This window comes from Psychrobacter sp. Arc29, assembly GCF_041431175.1.
In the GTDB taxonomy this organism is placed as follows: domain Bacteria; phylum Pseudomonadota; class Gammaproteobacteria; order Pseudomonadales; family Moraxellaceae; genus Psychrobacter.
Map to the genome: position 1 here is coordinate 167,333 of NZ_JASMRR010000007.1, position 23,083 is coordinate 190,415.

Consider the following 23,083-nt stretch of genomic DNA (forward strand, 5'->3'; position numbering starts at 1 on the left):
GTAATAGAACCGCCACCTCTACACTTCTCCTCTGGCAACGTTGGGTTAGAAAATATGGGGGTTTACTATTGTTTCAGTTTTAGCTCAATCTGATTTGTCTTTCCCCCGCCGACACCGCTCCGAACAATAAATCACCTGCTCCCAATCCTTCTCCCATTTCTTGCGCCACGTAAAAGGACGCTGGCAGACAGGGCAGGTTTTTTGCGGTAAATTTACTTTTTTATGTGCCATTGTTTGCTCCCATCTACTTTTGACTATTCGTGTTGTGGTGAAATCTTACTTTTGATGCTCGACACCCTCATACTTCTTAATTCGACGGCATTGGTCTGAGCAGTAGACCATGCTCTCCCAGTTTTTATCCAGCTTCTTCGTCCAACTAAACTCACGCTCACAGACAGGACAGAGTTTTTTTCGAACGTTCTTCTTTTTGTGCGCCATACATTTCTCATTGGTTTGTTTACGACATCAGTCACGTGTCACTATAGCCTACTACGTATCATTGCCATTAGTCACAGTTACTACTCATAATCGTCGAATATTTTATTGAGGCGATTGAGACTGTTGACGATCAGCTTGCCAGATTGATCAGTACTGCTATCAATCGCTAGCTTCTCATCCATGCGCATCGTCAATGGTGCCAGCGCTTGCTTAAGGGCATTGGCCATTAGTGTGGTCTGCTCATGAATATCAGGCGAATCGTTCTCTACGGCTTTACTGTCATCATTTTTAATTAGGCTTTCGGCTAAGCTACGAGACAAGCTATCTGCCATATTATGTGCCAGTTGTTCAACGGCATCGACTAGCTGCACCATCAGCGCTTTTTGCACGTCTTGGTTTTGCTTGAGGTACTCGCCCTCGGCTTTGTGATCGTGCTTATATATCTGTAGCAATTGGCTCACGCTTTTCTCAAAGCCATTATCGATGCTATCGCTGACGACTTTGGCATTATTGATCACGCTATCGGCGAGGATTTTTTGTGAGGCTAGCTGCGCCTCTATCTGAGTCTCTAACTGAGCCTTACGCTCTACTTCTCGTAAGCGAGCGATTTGCTCTGGATCATTTTTGGTTAAGTACGTCTCAAACTGACGACTAATGGCATTGAAGCCACTCGCCAAGTCCACTAATTGCGCGACGATACGCGCGCCCGTATCACCGTCTTCGCCGCCCATGGCTTTATTACGTAAGAAGTCCGCTTTGATCTGCGCCAAGCGCTCTTTTTCTGCCTCGGTTAAGGTGCCACGCATCTCGCCAAGCTTGAGCAAGTTGCTCTCTGCGCCTTGGGTCAATAGCTGCGACTCGCCCAGATAGTGATCGTCTATCAGCTGGTTTAGCTCATTCTCATTCATGACCGCTGACAGCTTTTCGGTCATCTTATTCATATTGCGATAACTGCCTTGTAACTTAAATATCGGCTCGACGCGATATTTATCATCTTGCGAAGCGGAGGCAATATAGGCTTGGTTGACGTCCAGAATGACTGCTTGCACGGCAAACATATGACGCAAGATCGCGATAATCTCGTTGATCTCTGAGGTGCTATACGGATAAGTTAGATCGCTGCTTTGCGCTTGCGCGAGGTTGGCATTGTCCGTTTTTGCCATTTTAATCAGGCGATGCACATCGCTTAAGTCGCGGTTTGCCAGTGGCGCGAGGACACTATTAGAAGTCAGGGAGTTTTCGATATAACTGAGCGCAAAGATATCTTCCATACCGCTCATGATGTCGCCTAAGTTGTAGATATCGGCACGGTTGGCGAGCATGTCAGGCACTTTAAAGGCTTCGCCGCTCTCAGTATATGGGTTACCCGCCATGACCACGCAGAACTTTTTACCGCGCATGTCATAGGCTTTGGTCTTGCCTTGCCAGACGCCATCGATACGGCGTGTCCCATCGCCGAGCGAGATGAATTTTTGCAAAAACTCCGCATGGGTATGCTGAATATCATCGAGATATAGCATGACATTATTGCCCATCTCAAAGGCTAAGTTGATTTTATTCAGCTCTTCTCTTGCCGTGGCATTGGGCGCTTTTTCTGGATCTAATGAAGTGACGTCATGACCGAGTGACGGACAGTTAATCTTCATAAATATCAGGCCGAGACGATTTGCCACGTACTCCATCAAGGTAGTTTTACCATACCCTGGTGGCGATATCATCATCAGGATACCCATCAAATCCGTCCGCTTATCCTCGCCGACCGTGCCCATCTGTTTGGCAAGGTTATCACCAATAAGTGGCAGGTAGCTCTCATTAATCAGACGGTTACGCACGAATGAGGACAAGGGACGCGGCATAAATTCGTCCAGTCGCAAGGTTTCTTTTGACTCGTGTAATATCTCTGAGCGCATGGCCAGATAGCGTCTATAGGCAGGGATCACTTGGGTATCATGATGATGCAAACGATTTAAAAAATCATCAACGGCAAAGGTTAGGCTCTGCTGATGAATACGCGTATGCTCACCCAGTAGATTATTCACTTGTATTTCAAGCGACACCTTGCCCGTGTGACGCTCAAAGCTTTGCACTTGATTGAGCGGATTATTGATACTGGTCAGCGACGTTGATGATGACGCTTGAGGTGAAGAGAACGATAAGGCGGAAGCGGCATTAGCTGTGCCTTTATTCACGCCCCCTTTATCAAAACGTGCACCTGAATCAATCAGGCGTTGTACCAAGGCTTCACGCTGCACATCATTCAGTTGAGTAAGTAAAACAGCAATCGCTTCGGGCACATAATGACGACCGCTCTCTAATTGCTGTTTGCGTAGTGCGTCTTTTTCTTGACGTTCAGCCAGCTGCGCTTCACTGAGCGCCTCACCTGCCTCACCCAAGTCATCATCTGCTGCGTTAGCTGACTCACTATTACCATGAGTCTTATCGAGTAAGGCATGAAACCATGTAGCTAATAGCTCATAGGCTGATTTTGGTTGGAAACCGAGCTTACCGATGGAAGATTGTAGCTGCGCAAAACTGGTATTACTTTGCGTGCTGACGGGCGAGCTATTCAGCGTTTGGCTTAGCTGCTCGCATAATTGCTCGGCTTGCTTGCTGGTTTGCCAGTTCATTGTGTTATATGAGGCAGCATTCGATTCAGCCGACTGCCCCATGACGCTGACCAAGTATTCACTCGCCAGCTGTACATAGCTTGGCTTAAAAATATTGGTGTTATGAACATCGCTGATAGTTGAATCTGGCTCTGACTCCAACGTATTGTTTGACGGCTGATGAGCACCATTACTACTACCAACGCGCTCGTCACGATAGGCGGCGACAAAACGATGCATGACTTGGCTCATATCCTCAACCAATAAGGATTTGGCAGTATCACTACCGAGCACACGGCGCAATTGCTCGGCGGTCGCCGCTCTATCTGTCCAGTTGCTCGCGCGGGTCAGCACTGACTCATCCAGCCAATTGTCATAGCCAAATTGACGTAGACTATCTAGCCCCAACGCTTGCACGATGTTTAACTGCCAATAGAATAATTGCGCCAGTGCGCGGACTTGCGGGGTATAAATCAGTAGCCCGGCCTCACGTAACGTTGGCAGTATTTGCATCAATAGTAGCGTGGCATCATGGTCATGAATGCCCTTATCATAACCGAGCTGATAACGCGGGGTCGCGTAGGCTTTGACCAGTTTTGCCAGCGGACTGTCATTATCGATATCACCGTTGATATCTAACGTGATGACAGTTTCGTCGTATGCTTGGTATAGGCGCGTTTCGGTCAGACCGTCTTGACTGTTTTTGGCGCTCTCGATAATGTTATAGGCCAAGTACTCGGCGCGGTACACCTTGTCGGACTCGGAGGCAATATTTATCTCCCAATACGGACGCAAAGCATTTAATTCAGCGTTATTGAGCACTTCGTAATAGTCAGTACCTGTCAGATGCAAATTGAGCACGCGCGTACCATCTGACTGTTGACGACTAAGCAAGGTTAAGTCCAATGGCTGCGTATTGACTGAAAAACGGTGCTTACCCAGCTTAATGATTTGACCGCCATCTTCGAATAAGTCCGATTTGTCTTTTAGGCTTTTATAACTCTCGATTTGGATGGCTTTTAGGCGCGCATCAATGTCATCGGCTTTGACGCTAAAGCCCATCGCTTGTAGCTCTTTTGCCATGTTGCAGACTTTTTGTACCAGACCATCGGAGGCAAAGTACGTATTGAGCGCTTCTTCTTCGGTAAAGCCCGTGACACCAGTGCTTTGCGTGCGCTTCTTGATACTCTCAAGCATCCGCAGCGCGCCATCGCCTAGGTTTTGTGCTTTGCGATTGCGTGCATCGAGCAGTTGCTGCTTATGATTTTCAAAAGTTTCGTAAATCTCTTCACGTTTACTGATGATGTCGGCTAAGAACTGATCACCACTATTGGTTTCAGGATCGGCGAACTGGCTTTCTAATTCCTCTAACTGTACGAGCAGCTTTGCCATTTGCTCATCTGATTTTTCAGGCGTATTGGCAATGGATAAAGCATTGGCAATCGATTGACCGAACAGCTTAAACTGCGCGCCAAATTGCGCGACCGCTTCAGCCGATCCTAAATTTTTGCGTTTGTGATTGAGCTTGGCTTTGCTCTGATTGAGACTGGCATAAATAGTCGAGATGTCATCGATGATTTGCGTGCGCACGGTGGCGTCAGCAACATCCAACGTACCGAGCAGCTCGGTCAACAAGTCTAATCCTTGTGCCGTCTCATCAATTTTATCGAGCACTGGCTTTAATTCGGCATTGGTCTCCGCCGTGTTTAAGCGCTCACTGACATCGACCAATATCCCTTCGTAGCTTGATAGCGCTTTATCACCGCTTAAAAACAGTACAGTTTTTTCGGCAAGATCGCTTTCTGCTTCTTCTAGCTGCGCCTGCAACGCTTCTAACTTATCACTGTCTAAATAGCGCAAATCCTCTAGGCTAACCAAGCGACCTTTTTGTCGTCTTAATGCCGACAGCTGATCGACATAGTCGCTTGCAGACTCAAACGTCGTGACGCGTATCTGCCGCAAAATCTCATTTTGCTGAGATTCGGCATCGGCAAGCGCGGTTTGGGTTTGCTTCTGGATACTTTGGACTTTAGCAAATTCATCAATAACCAGCTCAGCGGTCGCTGTCACTTCTTTAATACTACTGGCGACGTCGCCCAGCTCAGGCTCAGACAGCCAGTAGTAACTATCAAACAATCTACTGGTATTGTCCGACAGTTCTTCATAAAGTTTTTGCGACACGCTTTGGTTGTCGATAAGACGGGTAATGCTATAAAGATCAGAGATACCGCGCACCAGCTCTTTGTTACCGATTTTGCCATAGAAGCTCGTGCTCTCAGGCAACTCGCTCACATACTCAGGCGAGGCGTAAGGGGTGTGCCATATCTGCATCGGATGAATGCGCGACGGCTCACTTTGGTCACTGAACAATACCAAGCGACCGTTGTCTGCCAAGGCCATACCATTACAATAAATCGGATTCGCCAGTTGTTTTTTGATCAGGTTATAAGGAAACAGCCCCGTGATACCCAGCTCTCTATCGTAAAATAAGAAGAGAACGTCTTCGCCATTCGTTGAGATAATCTTACGCTTAAACTTTAGGTTTTTGGCACCGACACTGTTGGCATCGAACAGCTTATATTCACCCGTCTGTAGATAATAGCCACCCGGAAATATAATGCCGTGATCTTCGGGCAACTGTACACAGGACTGACCAATCGCATCCAAACGCAGCACCGCTTCGGTCAAGGTGTTATAAACGAAGTAACGATAACTGTCCTCACGATAAGGCAATATTTTAAGGAGGATTAAGCTACCGACCTTGGCATAGGCAATCTCAGCATCGGTCAGCGACTGAGTGCGGTCGTTGACAGGTTCGCTATAGATACCCTGCCCTGACTGCGTATTGTCTTCAATCTTGATGGTCAAATCGCCGCCAACGGTTTCCACAAATATCGTATCCAAGATATTCATGTGCGGATACTTACCATTGACCATCTGATCGCGCGTGGTCTCGATCCAATCAAAGTCATAGGCAGGCGGCAACTCGATATCACGCTCGCCGCGATTGTCCACGTAGGCGACTTGGGCAGCCTTTGGTGTGCCTTGGCTAAAGTCTAACGCAAAACGAAACACGCGAATATCGGTGATACGCTCACCGATCTGAAAAGCCAATAGCAACTTGCTGTCTTTGAGGGTTAGTTGAATCAGGCGTGTTTGCTTGTAATAGCGATAGAGCTCATTGAAGTCTTGTACAAAGGCATCTTGATCTAAAAACGTTCCTTTTAATTCTACCTCTTCGAGCTGATACTCTTGCTCCGCACTATCACCACCAACATTGCTCTGCGGACTCTCATCGCTGTCATTTTTATCAGCAGGATCTATCAAACGATATAGCGACAATACATCCTTAACATTGCTGGCACGTTTTAGCCCCATAAACACGTTGTAGCCAAACAGCAGATAGTCGCCAACTTGCACCATATCCTGCGCCACACAGTTGTGTTCGGTACGGATGCGCGTGCGGGCGATCACCTGCATCTGTGTGCTACCAAACTCTGTCAGACGTGCAGCATTTAGTTTGGCGGTCAGTTGCTCTAGACGGCGGCCTTGCTCTGTTAGGCGTTTTTTGATGAGCTCGTACGCATTACCGGCGGCCACAGCCTGATCGGTTTGAGTTGCTTGGTTCGCGTTAGGATCACTTTTGCTATTTGAATTGGTTGGGTTTTGCGTGTCCGCCATCGTTGCTCGTCCATTTTTATATTTTGGCAATAAGGAATCATTGAAGGTAAAGAAGTACTTGGCTAATCTAAAAAAACGCGTCATCAGGGCAGATTTTTTAGATTAGCCAACTCATCACGAATAATGAGCTGGCTATCGCGCTTTAAAACGCTTAGCGCGAATGGGTCATAGCACGCTGCTATCTAGATGACAGCTTGCTTACAAATGCAGCATGTTTATAAATACTGATATATATACTAGTCGCACATCATTTAAGCGGTTCTGTCATCATTTGACTGGTTGGCTTTCATAGCTTGATTGGCCATGACCCCGTTGATAATACCGCTTAACGTGTCTGACTTGCCCGCTAAGCCATCAATGGCTTTACCGATCGATAGTGATTTGGCAAAGTTGTCAAAGAAGTGCGCTTCACCGCCGACAATATCGATTTTGGCTTTTTGGAGCGCCACTGCCAAGACTTCGGCGTTTTCTTTGGCAATCTCTTTACCTGCGTCAATAGATGCCAAGGCTTCTTGTAGCGCGGTCTCAAGACCCATGCGGAACTCTTCGTGCTCACGTGCCTCTTTGCTCATGCTACCCATGGCATTGAATTTCTCGACCAGACCATCTGCTTCGGCTTGGAAGTGCGCGCGAGTGACTTCGGCTTTTGCCAGTCCAACGTCACGCTCGGCCTTGGCGTTTGATTCACCGCGAGCAGCGATAACTTCAGCATTGGCCATACCAACATCACGTTCGGCTTTGGCATTAGATTCACCGCGAGCAGCAACAACCTCTGCATCGACCATACCGATGTCACGCTCGGCTTTTGCTTTAGAGGCACCGCGAGCGGCGATAACTTCGGCTTCAGCCATGCCTTTTTCACGGTCTGTTTGAGCCTGAGCCTGTCCAGTCGCTTTAATAACATTGGCTCTCGCAATACCTTCTTTTTCAAGCGACACTGACTTAGCCTCTTGGATCGCCGCTTCAGCAAAGCCGTGCGCTGACTCTTCTGCTTTTATACCTTCTGCCATTTTGATTTTTGCTTCGGCATCTTTAGCAGAGGCTTCCAGATTGGCATTAGCCAGCGTAGTAATCTCGACGGCTTTATGCTTAGCGGATAGTTCTTCGGCTTCCGCTTTTTTCACCTGACGCACTTTGAGCTCTTCAGCATCTGCTTCGGCAGCCAGTACGCGCGTTTGTTTAGAGCGCTCCGCTTCGCTGACTTCGCGAACTTCTTTGATGCGCTCCTCTTCTTGCGCCACAGTTTTGTCGACCGCGATACGTTCACGAATGACGTTGGCGATTTCTTTTTTCTCAAGCTCAATCGCACGCTCGGCTTCGATACGCTGCAAATCAACTTCACGCTCACGCGAGACGATTTCTAGATCGCGAGCACGCGTGACTTTTTCTTCTTCGATGACCACGGCACGTAGGCGATTTTGCCCCGCCACTTCGATTTCACGTTGCTGGTTCTCACGCTGAATCGCCAAATCTTGCTCTACCATGATGATGGCGGTTTCTGACTTTTTGCGTTCTTCTTCTTCAATTTTGCGTGTCTCAGCCGTTTCACGAGCGATGACTGACGAGATTTCACGCTTTTGCTTGGCTTCAGCATCGGCTTGTTGACGCTCCAGCTCCAGCATCGCCTCTCGGGTTTCAACGTTCTTTTTCTTAACCGCCAGCTCTTCGTCACGCTCAAGCTCATTGGTAATGACGTTTTGAAAAGCCGTTAGCTGAGTGATCTTTTTGATACCCTCAGCATCTAGGATATTACTTGAGTCCAGCGATACTTTTGGCGTTTGCTCTAGATAATCAATCGCTACATCTTCTAAGACATAGCCGTTCAGATCGTTACCGATTTCTTGGACGATACTGTCACGGAACTGACTGCGGTTTTCGAACAGTTTGACAAAATCAATCTGCTTACCGACCGTCTTTAACGCTTCAGAAAATTTGGCATTGAATAACTCATTGACCGCGACTTTATCAGACGCTCTCTCTACGCCAACAGATTTGGCGACTTTGAGCACATCTTCTTCGGTTTCATTCACCCGTAGATAAAATGCGACTGTGATATCCGCACGCATATTGTCCGCACAAATCAGACCTTCTTTGCCGCGTCTGTCCACCTCTAGGGTAATCAGCGAGATTTTCATCAGCTCTTTTTTGTTGATAACTGGCCAAACAAAGCCACCATCAAAGCGTACGGCGATTTTACTCACGCCATTGATAATGAGTGCTTTGCCCTGCTCAACCTTGACGTAAAAGGCTTTGAGCATCAAAAGCGCAACCATCATAAAAACAAACGCCAGCACCACAACTACGCCGACGATAATGAGTATATCCATATCCATTCCTTTAATTAAAACATTCCAAGCGAATTTAAAACCCTTACTATATTTACCAAATACTTATTTTTTATATTATTGAGCCATCGTTCACTGACCAATATCATTGATGAGCGTTATTTGTCTTTAACAGGCGTTACGCGATAAGTGTTGGCGTCATCTAAATACTCTACTAACATCACTTTATCGCCTTGTTTTAGCTGATTGTCGCTCATATCTGAGCGAATCTTGAGTATCAATCCTGCGCCGCCATCATTGAGCGCAGCTTCGCCATGCTTGTCGGTCACACTAAGCGTGCGTACCACAGCGATTTTGCCCACATTACTAGACGAATTGCGCTTGGGAATTTTGGCGATATTTTTGCGGATGGGCGAGATAATAAGGCCAGTCAACCACATGGACACAACCAAGACAAAAATGAGTGCCCCTGTGCCGAACAGGTAATACAGAACGCCTGAGTCAACGTTTTGATGTAAAAAGCTGGTGTACAGATAGCTCAGCAGCCAACCAATCAAACTAATTAAGCTGAGTATGATAATGAGAGGGACGCCATAAAGGCCAAACTTGAGCATCAATCCTGTGAAAAATCCGGTTGATGATAAGTTGGAGACATCCACATCACCGCCTGCGTCACCAAGATCGACGCTGTCCATATCTGTCATACCAAGCAGTGATACGACCCAATATAAGGTGACAAACATCACAAGCCCCGTAAAAATAATCGTGGGATACAAACTGATTTTAGTGATAAATACTAAAAAAGCTTCTTGCATGACACCTCTTCTCCCTTTACTCACTTAATCTAGTATCTTAATGACTCAGTTACATAGCTTGGTATGACATGAATGACGATTGCTCGACTTGATGCCGTTATATTTCTATTTTCAGAATCAACTTATGTTCCTTTATTAATGATTATATATACATTTCATTACATAATATATAGCTATGGCTGTTAACGACCCCATATCGGTGAGCGCACGACCCCACCATTTTGGCTATTGATGGCGTAACTTATGTTTCCTGAGAGCGAATGAATAACCAAATCGCCACCTTTTTGACGTCCCAAACTTTGACCGCCTACTTGCCCGCTGATTTTTGAATGACGTGTTGGATAGACCGCATAATTTCCAGAAGGAGATAGACGTGCCGGTTCATCGAGTCCAGTTTCTGCCAGATTGAGCACTTGTCCAGTTGTTAGCATCATAACAGCCGCCTTACGACCATTTAGATAAGCCATGCGCTGACCATCTACACTGAGCTGAGGACTGGCGACATAACCATTGGTCGGCACAGGTACGGCATTACCAGTCGCGAATTGATAGCGATAGATACGGGGACGCCCAGCACGGACTTTGTCACTGGTATAGACAAAGCTTTTGCCGTCAGCCGCATAGCTAGGCTGTACCTCAGTGCTTGGTAGTGTCGTTAATTGCTTGGTTTCGCCATCGCTCAGGCGCATCTCATAGATATCAGCATTACCACCAACCGTTGAGCTATAAAGCAAGTGTTGACCATTAGGTGAGAACGACGCTGACATATTACTACCTTCAGCATTGACGACTAGATTGCGCGTTTTGCTGCTGCGGTCGTAAATATATATTTTAGGATGCTCGCGCGGGGCTTGTTTGCTATAAGCAAGCAGTTGACCATCAGCCGACCACGCTGGCGCATAGATATAGCCCGTGATCTGATCAATGAACTGACGATCACTGCCATCAGGACGGATGCTATAGAGTGTCGATACTTTGGCGCTCCCTGACCCTTGCTCTTCCACATAAGCAATGTGTCCTTGACGATCAACGGCAGGCATAGCAGCGGTCAGTGGATTGCTATCCACTGTACTGGTCGGCTTTTTCATTTCAGCACTCGGCAGCGTCTGACAGCCAGTTAGAGCCGCCAATATCGCTATCGTCGTCGCCCCTTTTATCGTGATGTTATTCGTGGTTGGTTTTGAGATAATGGTTTTAAACATAAGGTAGTATCCAATAAAATCGCTAAGGTATGACAGCAGCATCACTCTAGTGTAGCTCAAAATTCGACAAACTTTGGACGAAAAAAAGCCCCACATATCAGTGAGGCCTTATCAAATCTAACCAGCGTATTTATATCGTTCTAATACATCGCTGGCTTATTTAGACACGGCTTTAAAGTAAGCCACTTGATTGTCATTTTTGATGGTTAAGACAGGGACATTTTTGGCATTTTTACTGAGGCTGTATTTGCCTTGTACCGTTGCTAGGGTCGCTGTGTCAAAGCTGGCTTGTGGTTCAGGGCACGCCATCATCGTGCTGATGCCGTTTTTGATCTGTACATCACCATTGACGACACTATAGCCCGCGCTCATATTGTTGCACGTGTTCATAAATGCCACGTAGTTTCTACCATCATCGTTCATGAAGCTTAACGTTAAAGGCTTAGCTGGATCAAAGAACAGCTGAGACACTTGCTCACCGTTACTACGTTTGGCATCAACCAACTGCCAGTTGTGCGCTTGTAACGCCTCTACAGTGACGGGCTGACTGGCTGGCGCAGGCAAGGTAGCCGTTGTTTGGCAACCAGCGGCAAGCGTACCAACCGCAAAAGTAGCTGCCATCATCACTTTCGTCATATTTTTCATATACATTCCTTTTTTATTGAATCCAAAAATCTTGCCGAGCATAAGGTCCTACTTGACGCGAGACCCAACCAGCGCATTCAGAATTTTGATTCATTATGGTTAGTTGTCTTACTCACTGCTTCAGACAGTAGCGATATTTTGTCTGACTCACCAGTGACTGTCATTATCAATTGAGTAAGCACTTGGCGGATATTTTTTGCCTTATACATCCTACTAACTACTAACTACTAACTACTGATATTTACTATCGATGCTATTTTTCAACGATGGTGTTACTTTTCTTGATGAGGTTTTATTTAAACCTTCTCTTGGCAGATGTCAGCTGATACGAAAACACCCCACTAAATAGTGAGGTGTTTTTATCATGCGACTATCGCATCTGATGACTGATATCGTTTATCGAAACCTTGAGTAATACATATAGGTCTCAGTACACGTATTAGCGGCTAGCTTAGATCACATCTGTACCAGTAATGTTTGGCTCTTCAGTGGCGGGCGCTGTCATACTTGACATCGATTGGCACCCGACAAGTACCGTTACCATGACAATACCAGTCATCAATGCTTTGGTTAAGTTTTTCATATTAGCTCCTAGAATCGTTTTAATAGACTGTTGGTTCAATTGAAAGATTACTACCATTGTACTAAAGCTACAAATATCGGGCCGTACTTCTCCTAATGATCATAGCTTATTCACACTTTTAGCATACCTATCTCTTACATTGCTGTAAGTTAATTAATGTTAATGAAATACGCTTACTGAGTCTTGGTTTCCTGCAACGCTGCATAACCAGACAAACGCTTGCGCTCAGCATCATCAAACAACTGCTGCTCAAGTTGGTCTATCTGAGTTTGCGCCTCTGCTGGATTGGCACTTTGACTGAGTAAGCGCTGTTTTTGCGCTTGATACTGAGTGAAACGCTGATCAAAATTGGCATCTTCTTGATCGACTTGTGCCAGTCTCTCTGCCGCTGGTGCACCTACTAGCTCTCGGCGCATATTGTATAGCGCTTCAGAGCTGGCACCTGCCGCTTTCATCTGTTCAGTACGAACCATAAGCTCACCAAGATTGGCCTGCTGCATGATATTGGTTTTGATAGCACTGTCTGGCAGACGGCTTATATAGTCTTGTCTAGCGGCTTGTTTCTGTGCCTCGCTCATTTGCTCGTTTTGGTTGATTCTGACCATCTCCATACTATAGTCATCATAACTATCGCTAGCACCAAAGAATGCCTCGATGGTGGTCTTGTCAAAATACTGCTGACGTAAGTTAGCCACATCCTGCTTTTGCTGAGCAACTGCATTCAAATCTAGCTCACCATTTTTGGTCGCTTGCAATTGCAGATTGCCATAACGCTTTTCTATCTCGGGCAGTGCTTTGAGATAGGCCACATATTTGCCAAAGATAGCGACTGCTTGGCTGGCAGCAGGCTCTGGCGTGTGGTGGCGAATATAACTCTCGACACGCGCAAAAATAACGGCTTCCTCCTCCTCCCCTATTGCTGATAAAAAATAATCGAATAAACGCCGTAGACCTTCAGTGACGACCAACTGCTTGTTTTCATCGATGATGATTTCGCCGTCAACTTGCGTGCCTTTCAATGAGCGCGGCAAACGCTCCAACCCAGTGACAAATGCAGACTGGTTTTGGGCTGAAGCGGTTTGTCCTGTTTGCTCACTATTTAGCGCAGTGGATAGCGTACTCTCAGAGGCATCCGTAGATCCAATAGATGCTGATTGTGCTGTCTCCATGCGTTGACTATCTGGCTTAAACCACATAATCACCGCCGCAGCGATGGCGATGATGACCACGGCGATGATAGCGATTGGTAAATAGGCTGGACGGCGATTATTCGACATAGATGAGAGTTCTTTTTACAAGTCAGCTTAAAGGTTGGCGTTTTTCAGACGATTAACCTGAGTACGATAGATAGATTTTGGCTCAGACTCGCCCCATGCCGTCAGACCTAATACTTGGTCTGCTGAATCCAAATGGTTCATGATGTAATTATCACGAATCACATAACCAAGTCGACTCGAGCAGGCAGAAACCAAGCCATCATTTCCCTCAAATAAAAACGGTACGCTTGTTGCTGCAAGCAGATAGTCACTAGGGTCAAGGGCGCTCGTGACTTGTCCAACGCCACTAAATGAATAGTATTTGATACCATTGGCGGCAGTACTGGTCGGCTGACCACAGTAGCTTTTTGGCATTGCTGCTGGGAATTTGGCATTGAACTTAGCAGCACCACTGGTCGATAGCGCCATGAGTGCCTGCCAGCCATCTTGCTCTTGTATCTGCTTAAAACTGATGCCTGACCCAACATCGGTAAAACCGCCAATCAGGTTAAATACGCCTGACACTAGCTCTGTGGTGACGTTTGACGGCGTGCCTGTATTGTTATTTGGCTCAAGGACATTTTTGACAAAATCGGCGGTTTTGGAACCTTGCTCTGGGCTTGATACTGCTGTGACTGATGCGACATATTTTGGCGCGACACCAGCGACATAACGAATATCGATACCGCCTTGACTGTGCCCAAATAAATTGACTTTAGGATCGCCTGAGATAGCAGTGATGGTTTTTACCTGTTGTAACAGCTGCTCGCCGCGTACTTCGCTATTATTAACCGCTGATGTTTTGGTGGTATATACCTCTGAACCACCTTTCATCAACTCCTGAGGAATTCCGTTGAAATAATCTAAAACCCCAAACAGCTTGGTGAAGCCGCCAAGTCCATGCGCCATGACCACTGGATACTGAGTTTTGGTATAATTAGAGGTAAAATACTTGCTGTCGACTAGCGTACAGCCATTGGCATTGGCACAATTGTAGTATTGTCCTGCCGCTTGGGCAGAGGTGGTTTGCATTGTCATTAACAGGACACCAGTACTGATAGAACCCAGTATTGGTAAAAATGCTTTTGGCGTGAGCGCGGCGCGAATAGATGAGGAAAGCGTCATAACAACATCCTTGTTATCATTAATTGTGATTATCTTTACCTCATAATATCGGCAAAGATGGCAGCTAATCCCTTTAGCATGCAAAATTACATTACTTATATATTCTGCAAGATTCAACTAAATTGTCAAAATATGAATATATTATCGTGACTAAAGAGTCACAACGGTTTTCACCATGCGGTAAAGTAATTTTTATCAATAATAATGATAGGTTAACTATCACTTAACATGAAACTGTCATTCATCCATTTATGGTATAATCTATCTACATTAAACCCATAATTATAAGACAGATGATGATGACTAAAAAATCTCTTATCCAGTCCGCCGACGCCATAGAAAAAATGCGCGTGGCCGGTAAACTCGCTAGTGATGTCTTGGTAATGCTCGACGAGCACGTCAAAGTTGGCGTCAGTACCGAAGCGCTTAACCAAATCGCTCATGACTATATCGTTAATGTGCAGCAGGCTATCCCTGCGCCGCTTAACTACAATGGCTTCCCAAAATCTATTTGTACGTCAGTCAACCACGTGGTCTGCCACGGTATCCCAACGGAAAGCAAGCTACTCAAAGATGGTGACATCATCAATATTGATGTCACTGTCATCAAAGATGGCTACTATGGCGACACCTCAAAAATGTGGATTGTTGGCAATGGTTCTATCATGGCGCAGCGTATTTGCAAAGTCGCACAAGATGCACTCTATGCTGGCATGAGTGTGGTCAAAAACGGCGCGCGTCTAGGCGACATTGGTGCTGCCATTCAAGCAGTGGTCGAGCCTGAGCGCTTTAGTATCGTTCGTGAGTTCTGTGGACATGGCATTAGTAATGAATTTCACCACGAGCCACAAGTCATGCATTATGGCAAAAAAGGCACTGGTTTTGAGCTAAAAACAGGTATGACGTTTACCATCGAGCCGATGATTAACCAAGGCACGTGGCAGACTAAGATCTTGCCAGATGAGTGGACAGCGATTACCAAAGACCGCAAACTGTCCGCTCAGTGGGAGCATACGATGGTCGTAACAGACAATGGCTGTGAAGTATTTACCACGCGCCCTGAAGAAGATTTGAGTTTTTTGACACAGTAAGACAATAAAAGATCGCTTAGGCGGTCTTTTTTTTGGCCAATCGTTAGCACATATCGAGTTAGGACAGATTGAGTGTTGTGCTTACTGGCTTTTTGTCTTTATACTCTGATGAGTTAATAATTTATATTAGTGTATTTATTAGTACATTCTATTGGTGACTTTTATCAGCTATCAGCAAGCGAATTGCCCGATGCTTTGCAGCTCAAACGTTCTATTTTTAAACTCTTAATTGGATAACACTCATGTTTACTTGTGATGTCGCTTCTATTGATCTAACGCCCCTACCGCTACTATCAAATGATACGGCGACAGATAACTCGCTGTTGTCAGAGCAACATACGACAGATAAAGCGCTACTCGGCATTCCTGAATGGCTGGCACAAATCAATGAGGATATCAGCCGATTACTAGAGCGTGGTACCAATATTCGTCAATTGGTCGAAGTACGTGCCTGTGCTATTGATAGCTTACTCATTGCGCTATTCAAATGGTTTGAATTAGATAAGACGGATTTGGCATTGTTCGCAACGGGTGGCTATGGACGCGGTGAGCTGTCGCTTTATTCAGATATTGATATTCTGCTGTTATCTCCTGACGAAATCGGCGCTGATGCCAGCAGTAAGATTGATAAATTGGTCGCATTGCTGTGGGATATCGGGCTGGAGCCTGCGCTGTCTGTACGTAGCGTCAACGATGCATTAGAAGCTGCACTTGACCATACCATCGCCAGTGCCCAGCTCGAAGCTCGATTGTTAATCGGTAACGAAGCACTGCGAGATATGCCCATCCAAATCGTGAACAAGCAATGGTCTCCTCGCGCCTTTTTTGATGTAAAAATGGAAGAGTCCAAAACTCGCTACTTACAGCACAATGCCACCGAGTATAATCTTGAGCCAAATATCAAAACGGCCCCAGGTGGTTTGCGTGATATTCATATCATCGGCTGGGTCACCAAACGCTACTTTCGAGTGGGCAAGCTCTATGACTTGGTACAACAAAACTTTTTGACTGAAAAAGAGTTTGATGAGCTCAGCTTTGCAGAAGGCTACTTATGGCAGATACGTCATTATTTACATGTATTGACGGGTCGTAACGAAAACAAGCTGTTATTTGATTATCAGCGTGAGATTGCTCAACTAATGGGATACGAGACCCAGCCAGACGATCAGCCCAATGCGGCCGTTGAACGCTTTATGCGTGATTACTATCGCTGCGCCATGCAGATATCAACGCTGTCTGAGATGCTGACCAACCACTACTATGAGACCATCATAGAACCCAACTTGCCTGATGATGAGCGCCCCAAAAAGCAGCCGATCAATGCAAGATTCAACCGTGTTGGTGATCATATTGCTATAGCGCACCATCGGGTTTTCGCTCAGCATCCTGAATCTATTTTAGAGATGTTCTTATTAATGGGTCAGCACGGTATCGACAAGGTTCGTACCCATACGCTACGTGCGCTAAAAATTGCAGCACGCGGCATCGATCAAATTTATAGGGACAATCCCGTTCACAAAGCTTTATTTTTATCTAATTTAAAAGAGCAAAACTATCTGTTCCATCGTTTGCGTACCATGAATCGCTATGGGGTATTGGGCAACTATATTCCTGCTTTTGCGCAAGTCACGGGTCTGATGCAATATGATTTGTTTCATCGCTATACGGTGGACGCGCATACTTTATTTTTGATTCGAATTTTGCATCGCTTTACCGATCCTATGTTTTCTGAAGAGTTTCCGCTGGTCAGCGCTATCTTTCAGCGCATCGAACGCAAAGAAATTTTGGTACTGGCTGCGATGTTCCATGATATCGCCAAAGGTCGTGGCGGCGATCATAGTGAGCTTGGTCAAACTGAATCGACAGAGTTTTGCTTATCGCACGGCATGAGTTTGGCAGATGCCAATTTGGTTGGCTGGTTGACCCGCTATCATCTGTTGATGTCGATTACCGCACAGAAAAAAGACATCTCAGACCCTGAAGTGGTGACTATCTTTGCAGATCTTATCGGTAATGTGACGCACCTAAATCACCTATATGTACTGACAGTTGCAGATATGAATGCGACCAACCCACAGCTCTGGAATAGCTGGCGGGCGACGCTGATGAAACAACTATACTCGCAGACGCGGCGCATTTTGCGCGCCGATATCGATGCGCCTACCAATCGCCAAGATATGATCAGTGCCACACGTGCGCAAGCGCTCGCGATGCTAGATAATGTCAATAACCAACATATGAATCGCGATGAAGTATTGCGACTATGGGATGATTTGGGCGATGAGTACTTTTTGCGAGAGATTGCAGAAGATATCTTGTGGCACACCGAAGCCATCTTGAACCATCCACCGATTGGGCTTGCTTCTAATGCGGATAGTCCGCCACTGGTCGTCTTGCGTGAGCATCGTGAGCTGGCACTGGATGCGGTACAGGTTTTTGTTTATACCCAAGATCAGATGAATCTGTTTGCCGTTACGATGGCGGTGTTCGATCAGATGAATCTTGATGTATTAGATGCACGTATTATTACTGCTACCCGCGACTTTGCCTTGGATTCTTATGTGCTGCTAGATCCTAGCGGTACGCTATTGGTCGACGAAGACAGTCAGCAGGAACTTAAACAGCGCCTGATTAATGCCTTTAAAGACCCGACAGTACTAAAGCTCACCAATAAACGTATACCGCGTCAGCTCAGGCATTTTGAAGTGACTACGGTGATCAACTTTGAGTTTAATGAAGCATCTGACCAGCATATCATGAGCTTAGAGACACTGGATCAGCCAGGACTCTTGGCTCGGGTTGGACAGATATTTTTGCAGGAGCAAATTGAGGTTCATGCGGCTCGTATTACGACCTTAGGCGAGCGCGCAGAAGATATGTTCTATATAAGTGACCAAAACGATAAGCCCTTATCTGCTGAACGACTTGATGCGTTAAAATCAGCATTGCTCGCCAGCCTAGCGACCAAAAGGGAAAACAACGTGGTTTATAGCTATTAGTTGACGTTATTAGGAGCACGTTTTATAACGTGCTCTTGTATATTATATTGTCAGCATGTTCTATCAGCTCTACATCAGCAAGCTCTGGCGGCAAAACACCTACTTCAAGTAGCTGTTGCTCCATGATTAATCGTCCAGCATCGATTTCTTTTTGTAGCAAACATTGCAAGCTTGCTAAGTGAAACTGTCCATCTAGATAGTCACCCAGCTGCCTTAAAGAAATAGGCGACTTGGCATGCACGTCAGGATACAGACTATCCTCTGCCAAAATAATCATTTCATTGAACGCCTCTTCACGCATCAGCTCATCGTTGTCTATCTCATCCTGTAACTTATTCGCCAGACGGCCTTTCGCTGCAAGAATACCGACAAAAAATATAGTTTGTAAGATAAATAAGGCAATGTATTGCCATAAAGATAACGATATATTCAACATATTATTTAGCAGCATCAGTGCCATGGCGACAACCACGTAACCAACCAACTGCCATAGCAACCACATGATTAAGCTATTTTCGCCATACCAAAAGATTTTCTTCTCTTGATGCTCAATCAATTGCTGCCTCGCCTGCCACCAGCACGCTTCACGTTCTTTTAGCAGCGCATATACGTTAATAGGATGCGCACCTGCATCAGGAATGTCATTATTGATATTTTTAGCGATGAAGTTATTATGATTTAGTACACTAGGCATATCAAACTATCCTTAAAATGATCTGTCTCTGGCACTGACAGTCATCTTTTATATTGTTATAAGTTATCAGACGCGAAGCGTTCAATGCGCTTTGTAAGTACGACTGAATGGGCTATGATAAGGTCAGCCGTTCAAGCACACTAAATTCGCATTCACGTTATGAGAAGAAAAAAGCAAAAAACAAGAGGGGTGCTAAACTGCTCTAATGTAAATTTTCTTTATAACTTTATTATTAATTGTCTATTATAGTTACCACACTTATGAATCACAACTTAGCGCATTTACATCCTTATCCCTTTGCCAAGATGGCAACCTTACTCGCTGACAGCAAGTCTGCCAGTGGTTACAGCGAAATCAAACTGGGTATTGGTGAGCCAAAACATGAGCCACCAGCATTTGTACTGGACGTACTACGCGAAAACTTGGACAAAATAAGTCGTTATCCGACCACCAATGGTATGTTTGAGTTACGTCAGACGATTGCGCACTGGTTAGAGAAGCGTTTTTTTCTTAGCCACGTCGATGCCAACACCCAAGTTTTGCCAGTAATGGGTACTCGCGAGGCTATTTTTAGCTTTGTACAAGCCGTCATAAATCATGATACCGCTGATAGCGAAAGCACGTCCTCTTTAGCATCTAATGGGTCACCTCTGGTTGTTATGCCCAATCCGTTCTATCAGATATATGAAGGTGCAGCAATATTGGCACAAGCGACGCCCCATTTTGTTCCCTGTACGTTAGATAATGACTTTAAGGGGGATTATCGCGCGGTACCAAAAGACGTTTGGGCACGCACGCAGCTTGTATTTGTCTGTAGTCCAAACAACCCAACGGGTTCGGTTATGACCATGGAGGATTGGGAATATCTCATTCGTTTATCAGACCAATACGGTTTTGTCATTGCCAGCGATGAGTGCTATAGCGAGCTGTATTTTGATACTGCTCCGATCGGCTTACTGCAGGCTTGTGCGAATCTGGGTCGCCGTAATTTCAAAAACTGTATCGTATTCCATTCATTATCCAAACGCTCGAACCTACCTGGTTTACGCTCTGGGTTTGTGGCGGGCGATGCCAAAATTTTGCAGTCTTATTTGCAATATCGTACTTACCAAGGCTGCGCGATGCCGATACCACATCAGCTTGCCTCTATCGCTGCGTGGCAAGATGAAAAACATGTCGCACACAATCGCGCCCTTTATCAAGAAAAGTTCGCGCTATGGATGTCCGAGCTTGGCGAGTTGCTAGATTTGCGCATGCCAGAAGCTGGATTTTATTTTTGGATAAAAGTACCTGAACCGTTCGATGGTGATGATGAAATATTTGTCAAAGCGTTATACGAGCAGGCCAATATTCACGCATTGGCAGGACGCTACTTGTCACGCGAGGTTGATGGGAATAATCCTGGAAAAGGCTATGTCCGTGTTGCTTTGGTCGCGAGTGTCGAGGAGAGCCGCGAAGCAATCAATCGTATTCGCAAACTGCTGGCGGCATAAACAGCCATTCAAAAAGCTTTTATCTTGAGCTAATAAAGCGACCTCTAGGGCGTGTCCCTATTTTAAAAATGGTGATAAACATTTGAATTAGGGGCATGCCCTAATAGCCACAATATAAATAGGGTTATTAGGGGCTTTTTGCATGAATAGTGCTATAGTAAAGTCTCTATTGTAAAATATGCCATCAAGGATGATGCCATGCCCCATCTTGACTTTACCCAGCCGCCCTTTGACGTACTAAGTCTAGCTGAACGTCAAAGCATCAGAAAAAACACGAAAATCCGCTATCTTGCTAGAGATGAGATCCTACCCGCAGCAGACTTGCAGTATCTATATGTGGTCATCAAAGGACAAATTGAGCAATCACTGGGTGGTGAATTTGTCGCCTCTTATTTGGGGAGCAACCATTCTGATGATCCAAACAATAATGACTGGTTTGATAGTCGCCGCTTGCCTGAGTCACTCATAAAAAATGATGTGCCAGAAAGTAAAAACACACCTATACAGCCGTACCAGTTTCGGGCCAGTGAAGAGACATTGCTGCTACAAGTCGATGGTGCCACTGTCGATAAAATCAGCGCGCAAAATCATCTGGTACGCCAAATGCTATCAGACAAGCTACCTGAAAGACTAAAGGCATTACGACAGCGCCGTAGCAACAAAACTCTAGACCCTGCTGGATATACCCATCAACAAGAAGTGCAGCAAATCATGCTGCAACCTGTCATCGATGTCCATTTATTGCCAGTACATATTGTCGATGCCAATAATAGCTTGTACGAAGCTGCGCGTATCATGACCAAAGCTGGACTAAAACACGTACTGGTACGACCGCTGAACTATGTAGAAAATATACGAGAAACTGAGCAACCAAAACTGCTGCTAGGCATTTTAACTGATACGGATATTTGCCGTGCTGTAAGTGACAGACAAGATCCCGCTGTTACGCTTTGCCAGCGCTATGCTAATTTTAACCTACGTACGATCAAGGCCACTGACGAGATTGGCGATGCGTTGCTCACCATGACTCGCTATCGTATTCACAGACTGCCAGTCATTGATAGCAGTGGTGATGTCGTCGGGGTGCTTGGACAAAGCGATATGCTCGCCCACATTGGTCATCACTCACAGCTCATTAGTATTCAAATCGAGCAAGCAACCGATCTACCAAGCCTAGATACCGCAGTCGAGCTCATCGGTCGCTATATTCGTGCGCAGCATCAGAACGGTGTCAAAATCGGTAATATCAGCCGTATGGTGCAGACCCTGAATGCACAGGTATTTACCAAGTTATGGCAACTTATCGCGCCTGATCAAGTGATAAGCAATACTTGCCTCATCGTCATGGGTTCAGAAGGTCGCGGCGAGCAAATCATGCGTACCGATCAAGATAACGCATTAATCATTCGTGATGGTTATACGCATCCGGATTTGGCGCAATTTGCCGATACCTTTAATAATCACTTGGCAACGCTTGGCTATCCACTGTGCGATGGCAATATCATGATGACCAATCCCATGTGGCGGCAACCTCTCAAACAGTTTACCGCTCAGATTGGCTTATGGTTTAGAAACACTAACCCCATGCATGGCATCTACTTGTCCGCCATAATGGATGGCGAATATGTCTGCGGTGATGAAACCCTACTTACACAGGTACGTCAGCATTTAGTAATGGCTCACAGACAAGCCGATCCAATGTTTGTACGTCAGTTTGCCCGTGCAGCATTGCAGTTTGGCGATGTCAATCAGTGGTGGCAAAAGTTTGTGCCTTTGATAGGTGGTAAATCTATATCAGCAGATATTGATCTAAAAAAAGCAGGAATCTTTCCATTGGTTCATGGTATTCGTACGTTGGCATTAGAAAATGATGTACTCGATGTGCCTAGCAGTAAAGATCGCCTAAAGGCATTGGTGCAGTCTCATGCCCTGACCCAAGAGCGCGCTGATACGTTACTGGAAGCCTTAGAGTTTTTTATGGCGCAGCGTTTATCAGTCGCACTGTCAACCGATGACAAACAGGCAAGGCAAGTCGATCCAACGACACTAACGGCACTAGAACGTGACCTGCTCAAAGAATGTCTGGCCGTGGTAAAAAGTTTTAAAAATCAGCTGCGTCAACACTATCAGTTAGAAATAGCATAAATATAGCAATAGAATAAATAAATGG

15 protein-coding genes are annotated in these 23,083 nt (G+C 45.7%); 4 read left to right on the forward strand and 11 right to left on the reverse strand.

Features of this window, described 5'->3' with window-relative positions; translation table 11 throughout:
• Positions 1-84: 84 nt before the first annotated feature.
• The 10 genes from QO189_RS10900 to QO189_RS10945 form a co-directional block, all read right to left on the reverse strand.
• Positions 85-231 (reverse strand): DUF2256 domain-containing protein, encoded by a 147-nt coding sequence (locus QO189_RS10900; protein ID WP_371532732.1) that lies wholly within the window; start codon positions 229-231, stop codon positions 85-87.
• 45 nt (positions 232-276) lie between these two features.
• Positions 277-438, reverse strand: a complete 162-nt coding sequence (locus QO189_RS10905) for a DUF2256 domain-containing protein (RefSeq protein WP_075106903.1) — start codon at positions 436-438, stop codon at positions 277-279.
• Between the two features lie 80 nt (positions 439-518).
• The gene (locus tag QO189_RS10910) at positions 519-6,725 is read right to left on the reverse strand and encodes a DNA repair ATPase (protein WP_371532733.1); all 6,207 of its coding nucleotides are present in this window, start codon (positions 6,723-6,725) and stop codon (positions 519-521) included.
• A 251-nt stretch (positions 6,726-6,976) separates the two neighbouring features.
• Positions 6,977-9,052: a hypothetical protein gene (locus tag QO189_RS10915; RefSeq protein ID WP_371532734.1), complete on the reverse strand. Its 2,076-nt coding sequence runs from the start codon at positions 9,050-9,052 to the stop codon at positions 6,977-6,979.
• Between the two features lie 116 nt (positions 9,053-9,168).
• A complete protein-coding gene (locus QO189_RS10920; protein WP_371532735.1) occupies positions 9,169-9,825 on the reverse strand; it encodes a hypothetical protein in 657 nt (218 codons plus the stop codon).
• A 182-nt stretch (positions 9,826-10,007) separates the two neighbouring features.
• Entirely contained in the window at positions 10,008-11,027 is a 1,020-nt protein-coding gene (locus tag QO189_RS10925; protein WP_371532736.1) for a Xaa-Pro aminopeptidase, read from the reverse strand.
• Between the two features lie 156 nt (positions 11,028-11,183).
• A complete protein-coding gene (locus QO189_RS10930) occupies positions 11,184-11,672 on the reverse strand; it encodes an META domain-containing protein (RefSeq protein ID WP_371532737.1) in 489 nt (162 codons plus the stop codon).
• Between the two features lie 451 nt (positions 11,673-12,123).
• Entirely contained in the window at positions 12,124-12,255 is a 132-nt protein-coding gene (locus QO189_RS10935) for a hypothetical protein (protein WP_257785223.1), read from the reverse strand.
• A gap of 173 nt (positions 12,256-12,428) precedes the next feature.
• A complete protein-coding gene (locus tag QO189_RS10940) occupies positions 12,429-13,532 on the reverse strand; it encodes a lipase secretion chaperone (RefSeq protein ID WP_371532738.1) in 1,104 nt (367 codons plus the stop codon).
• Positions 13,533-13,559: 27 nt separating this feature from the next.
• On the reverse strand, positions 13,560-14,636 hold the full coding sequence (locus tag QO189_RS10945) for an esterase/lipase family protein (protein ID WP_371532739.1): 1,077 nt from the start codon (positions 14,634-14,636) through the stop codon (positions 13,560-13,562).
• A gap of 299 nt (positions 14,637-14,935) precedes the next feature.
• Between QO189_RS10945 and map the strand changes: the two genes are divergently transcribed.
• Positions 14,936-15,727 carry a type I methionyl aminopeptidase gene (map, locus tag QO189_RS10950; RefSeq protein ID WP_371532740.1) on the forward strand — a complete coding sequence of 264 codons (792 nt, stop codon included), beginning with the start codon at positions 14,936-14,938 and terminating at the stop codon, positions 15,725-15,727.
• A gap of 242 nt (positions 15,728-15,969) precedes the next feature.
• The gene (gene glnD, locus QO189_RS10955) at positions 15,970-18,726 is read left to right on the forward strand and encodes a [protein-PII] uridylyltransferase (protein WP_371532741.1); all 2,757 of its coding nucleotides are present in this window, start codon (positions 15,970-15,972) and stop codon (positions 18,724-18,726) included.
• A gap of 22 nt (positions 18,727-18,748) precedes the next feature.
• Here glnD and QO189_RS10960 read toward each other — a convergent pair whose 3' ends face one another.
• Positions 18,749-19,420 (reverse strand): hypothetical protein, encoded by a 672-nt coding sequence (locus tag QO189_RS10960; protein WP_371532742.1) that lies wholly within the window; start codon positions 19,418-19,420, stop codon positions 18,749-18,751.
• 260 nt (positions 19,421-19,680) lie between these two features.
• On the opposite strand from QO189_RS10960, the gene dapC reads away from it, so the two are divergent.
• Complete coding sequence (gene dapC, locus QO189_RS10965; protein ID WP_371532743.1) at positions 19,681-20,913, forward strand: succinyldiaminopimelate transaminase; 1,233 nt, start codon at positions 19,681-19,683, stop codon at positions 20,911-20,913.
• Between the two features lie 198 nt (positions 20,914-21,111).
• Positions 21,112-23,058, forward strand: a complete 1,947-nt coding sequence (locus QO189_RS10970; RefSeq protein ID WP_371532744.1) for a DUF294 nucleotidyltransferase-like domain-containing protein — start codon at positions 21,112-21,114, stop codon at positions 23,056-23,058.
• Positions 23,059-23,083: the final 25 nt, after the last annotated feature.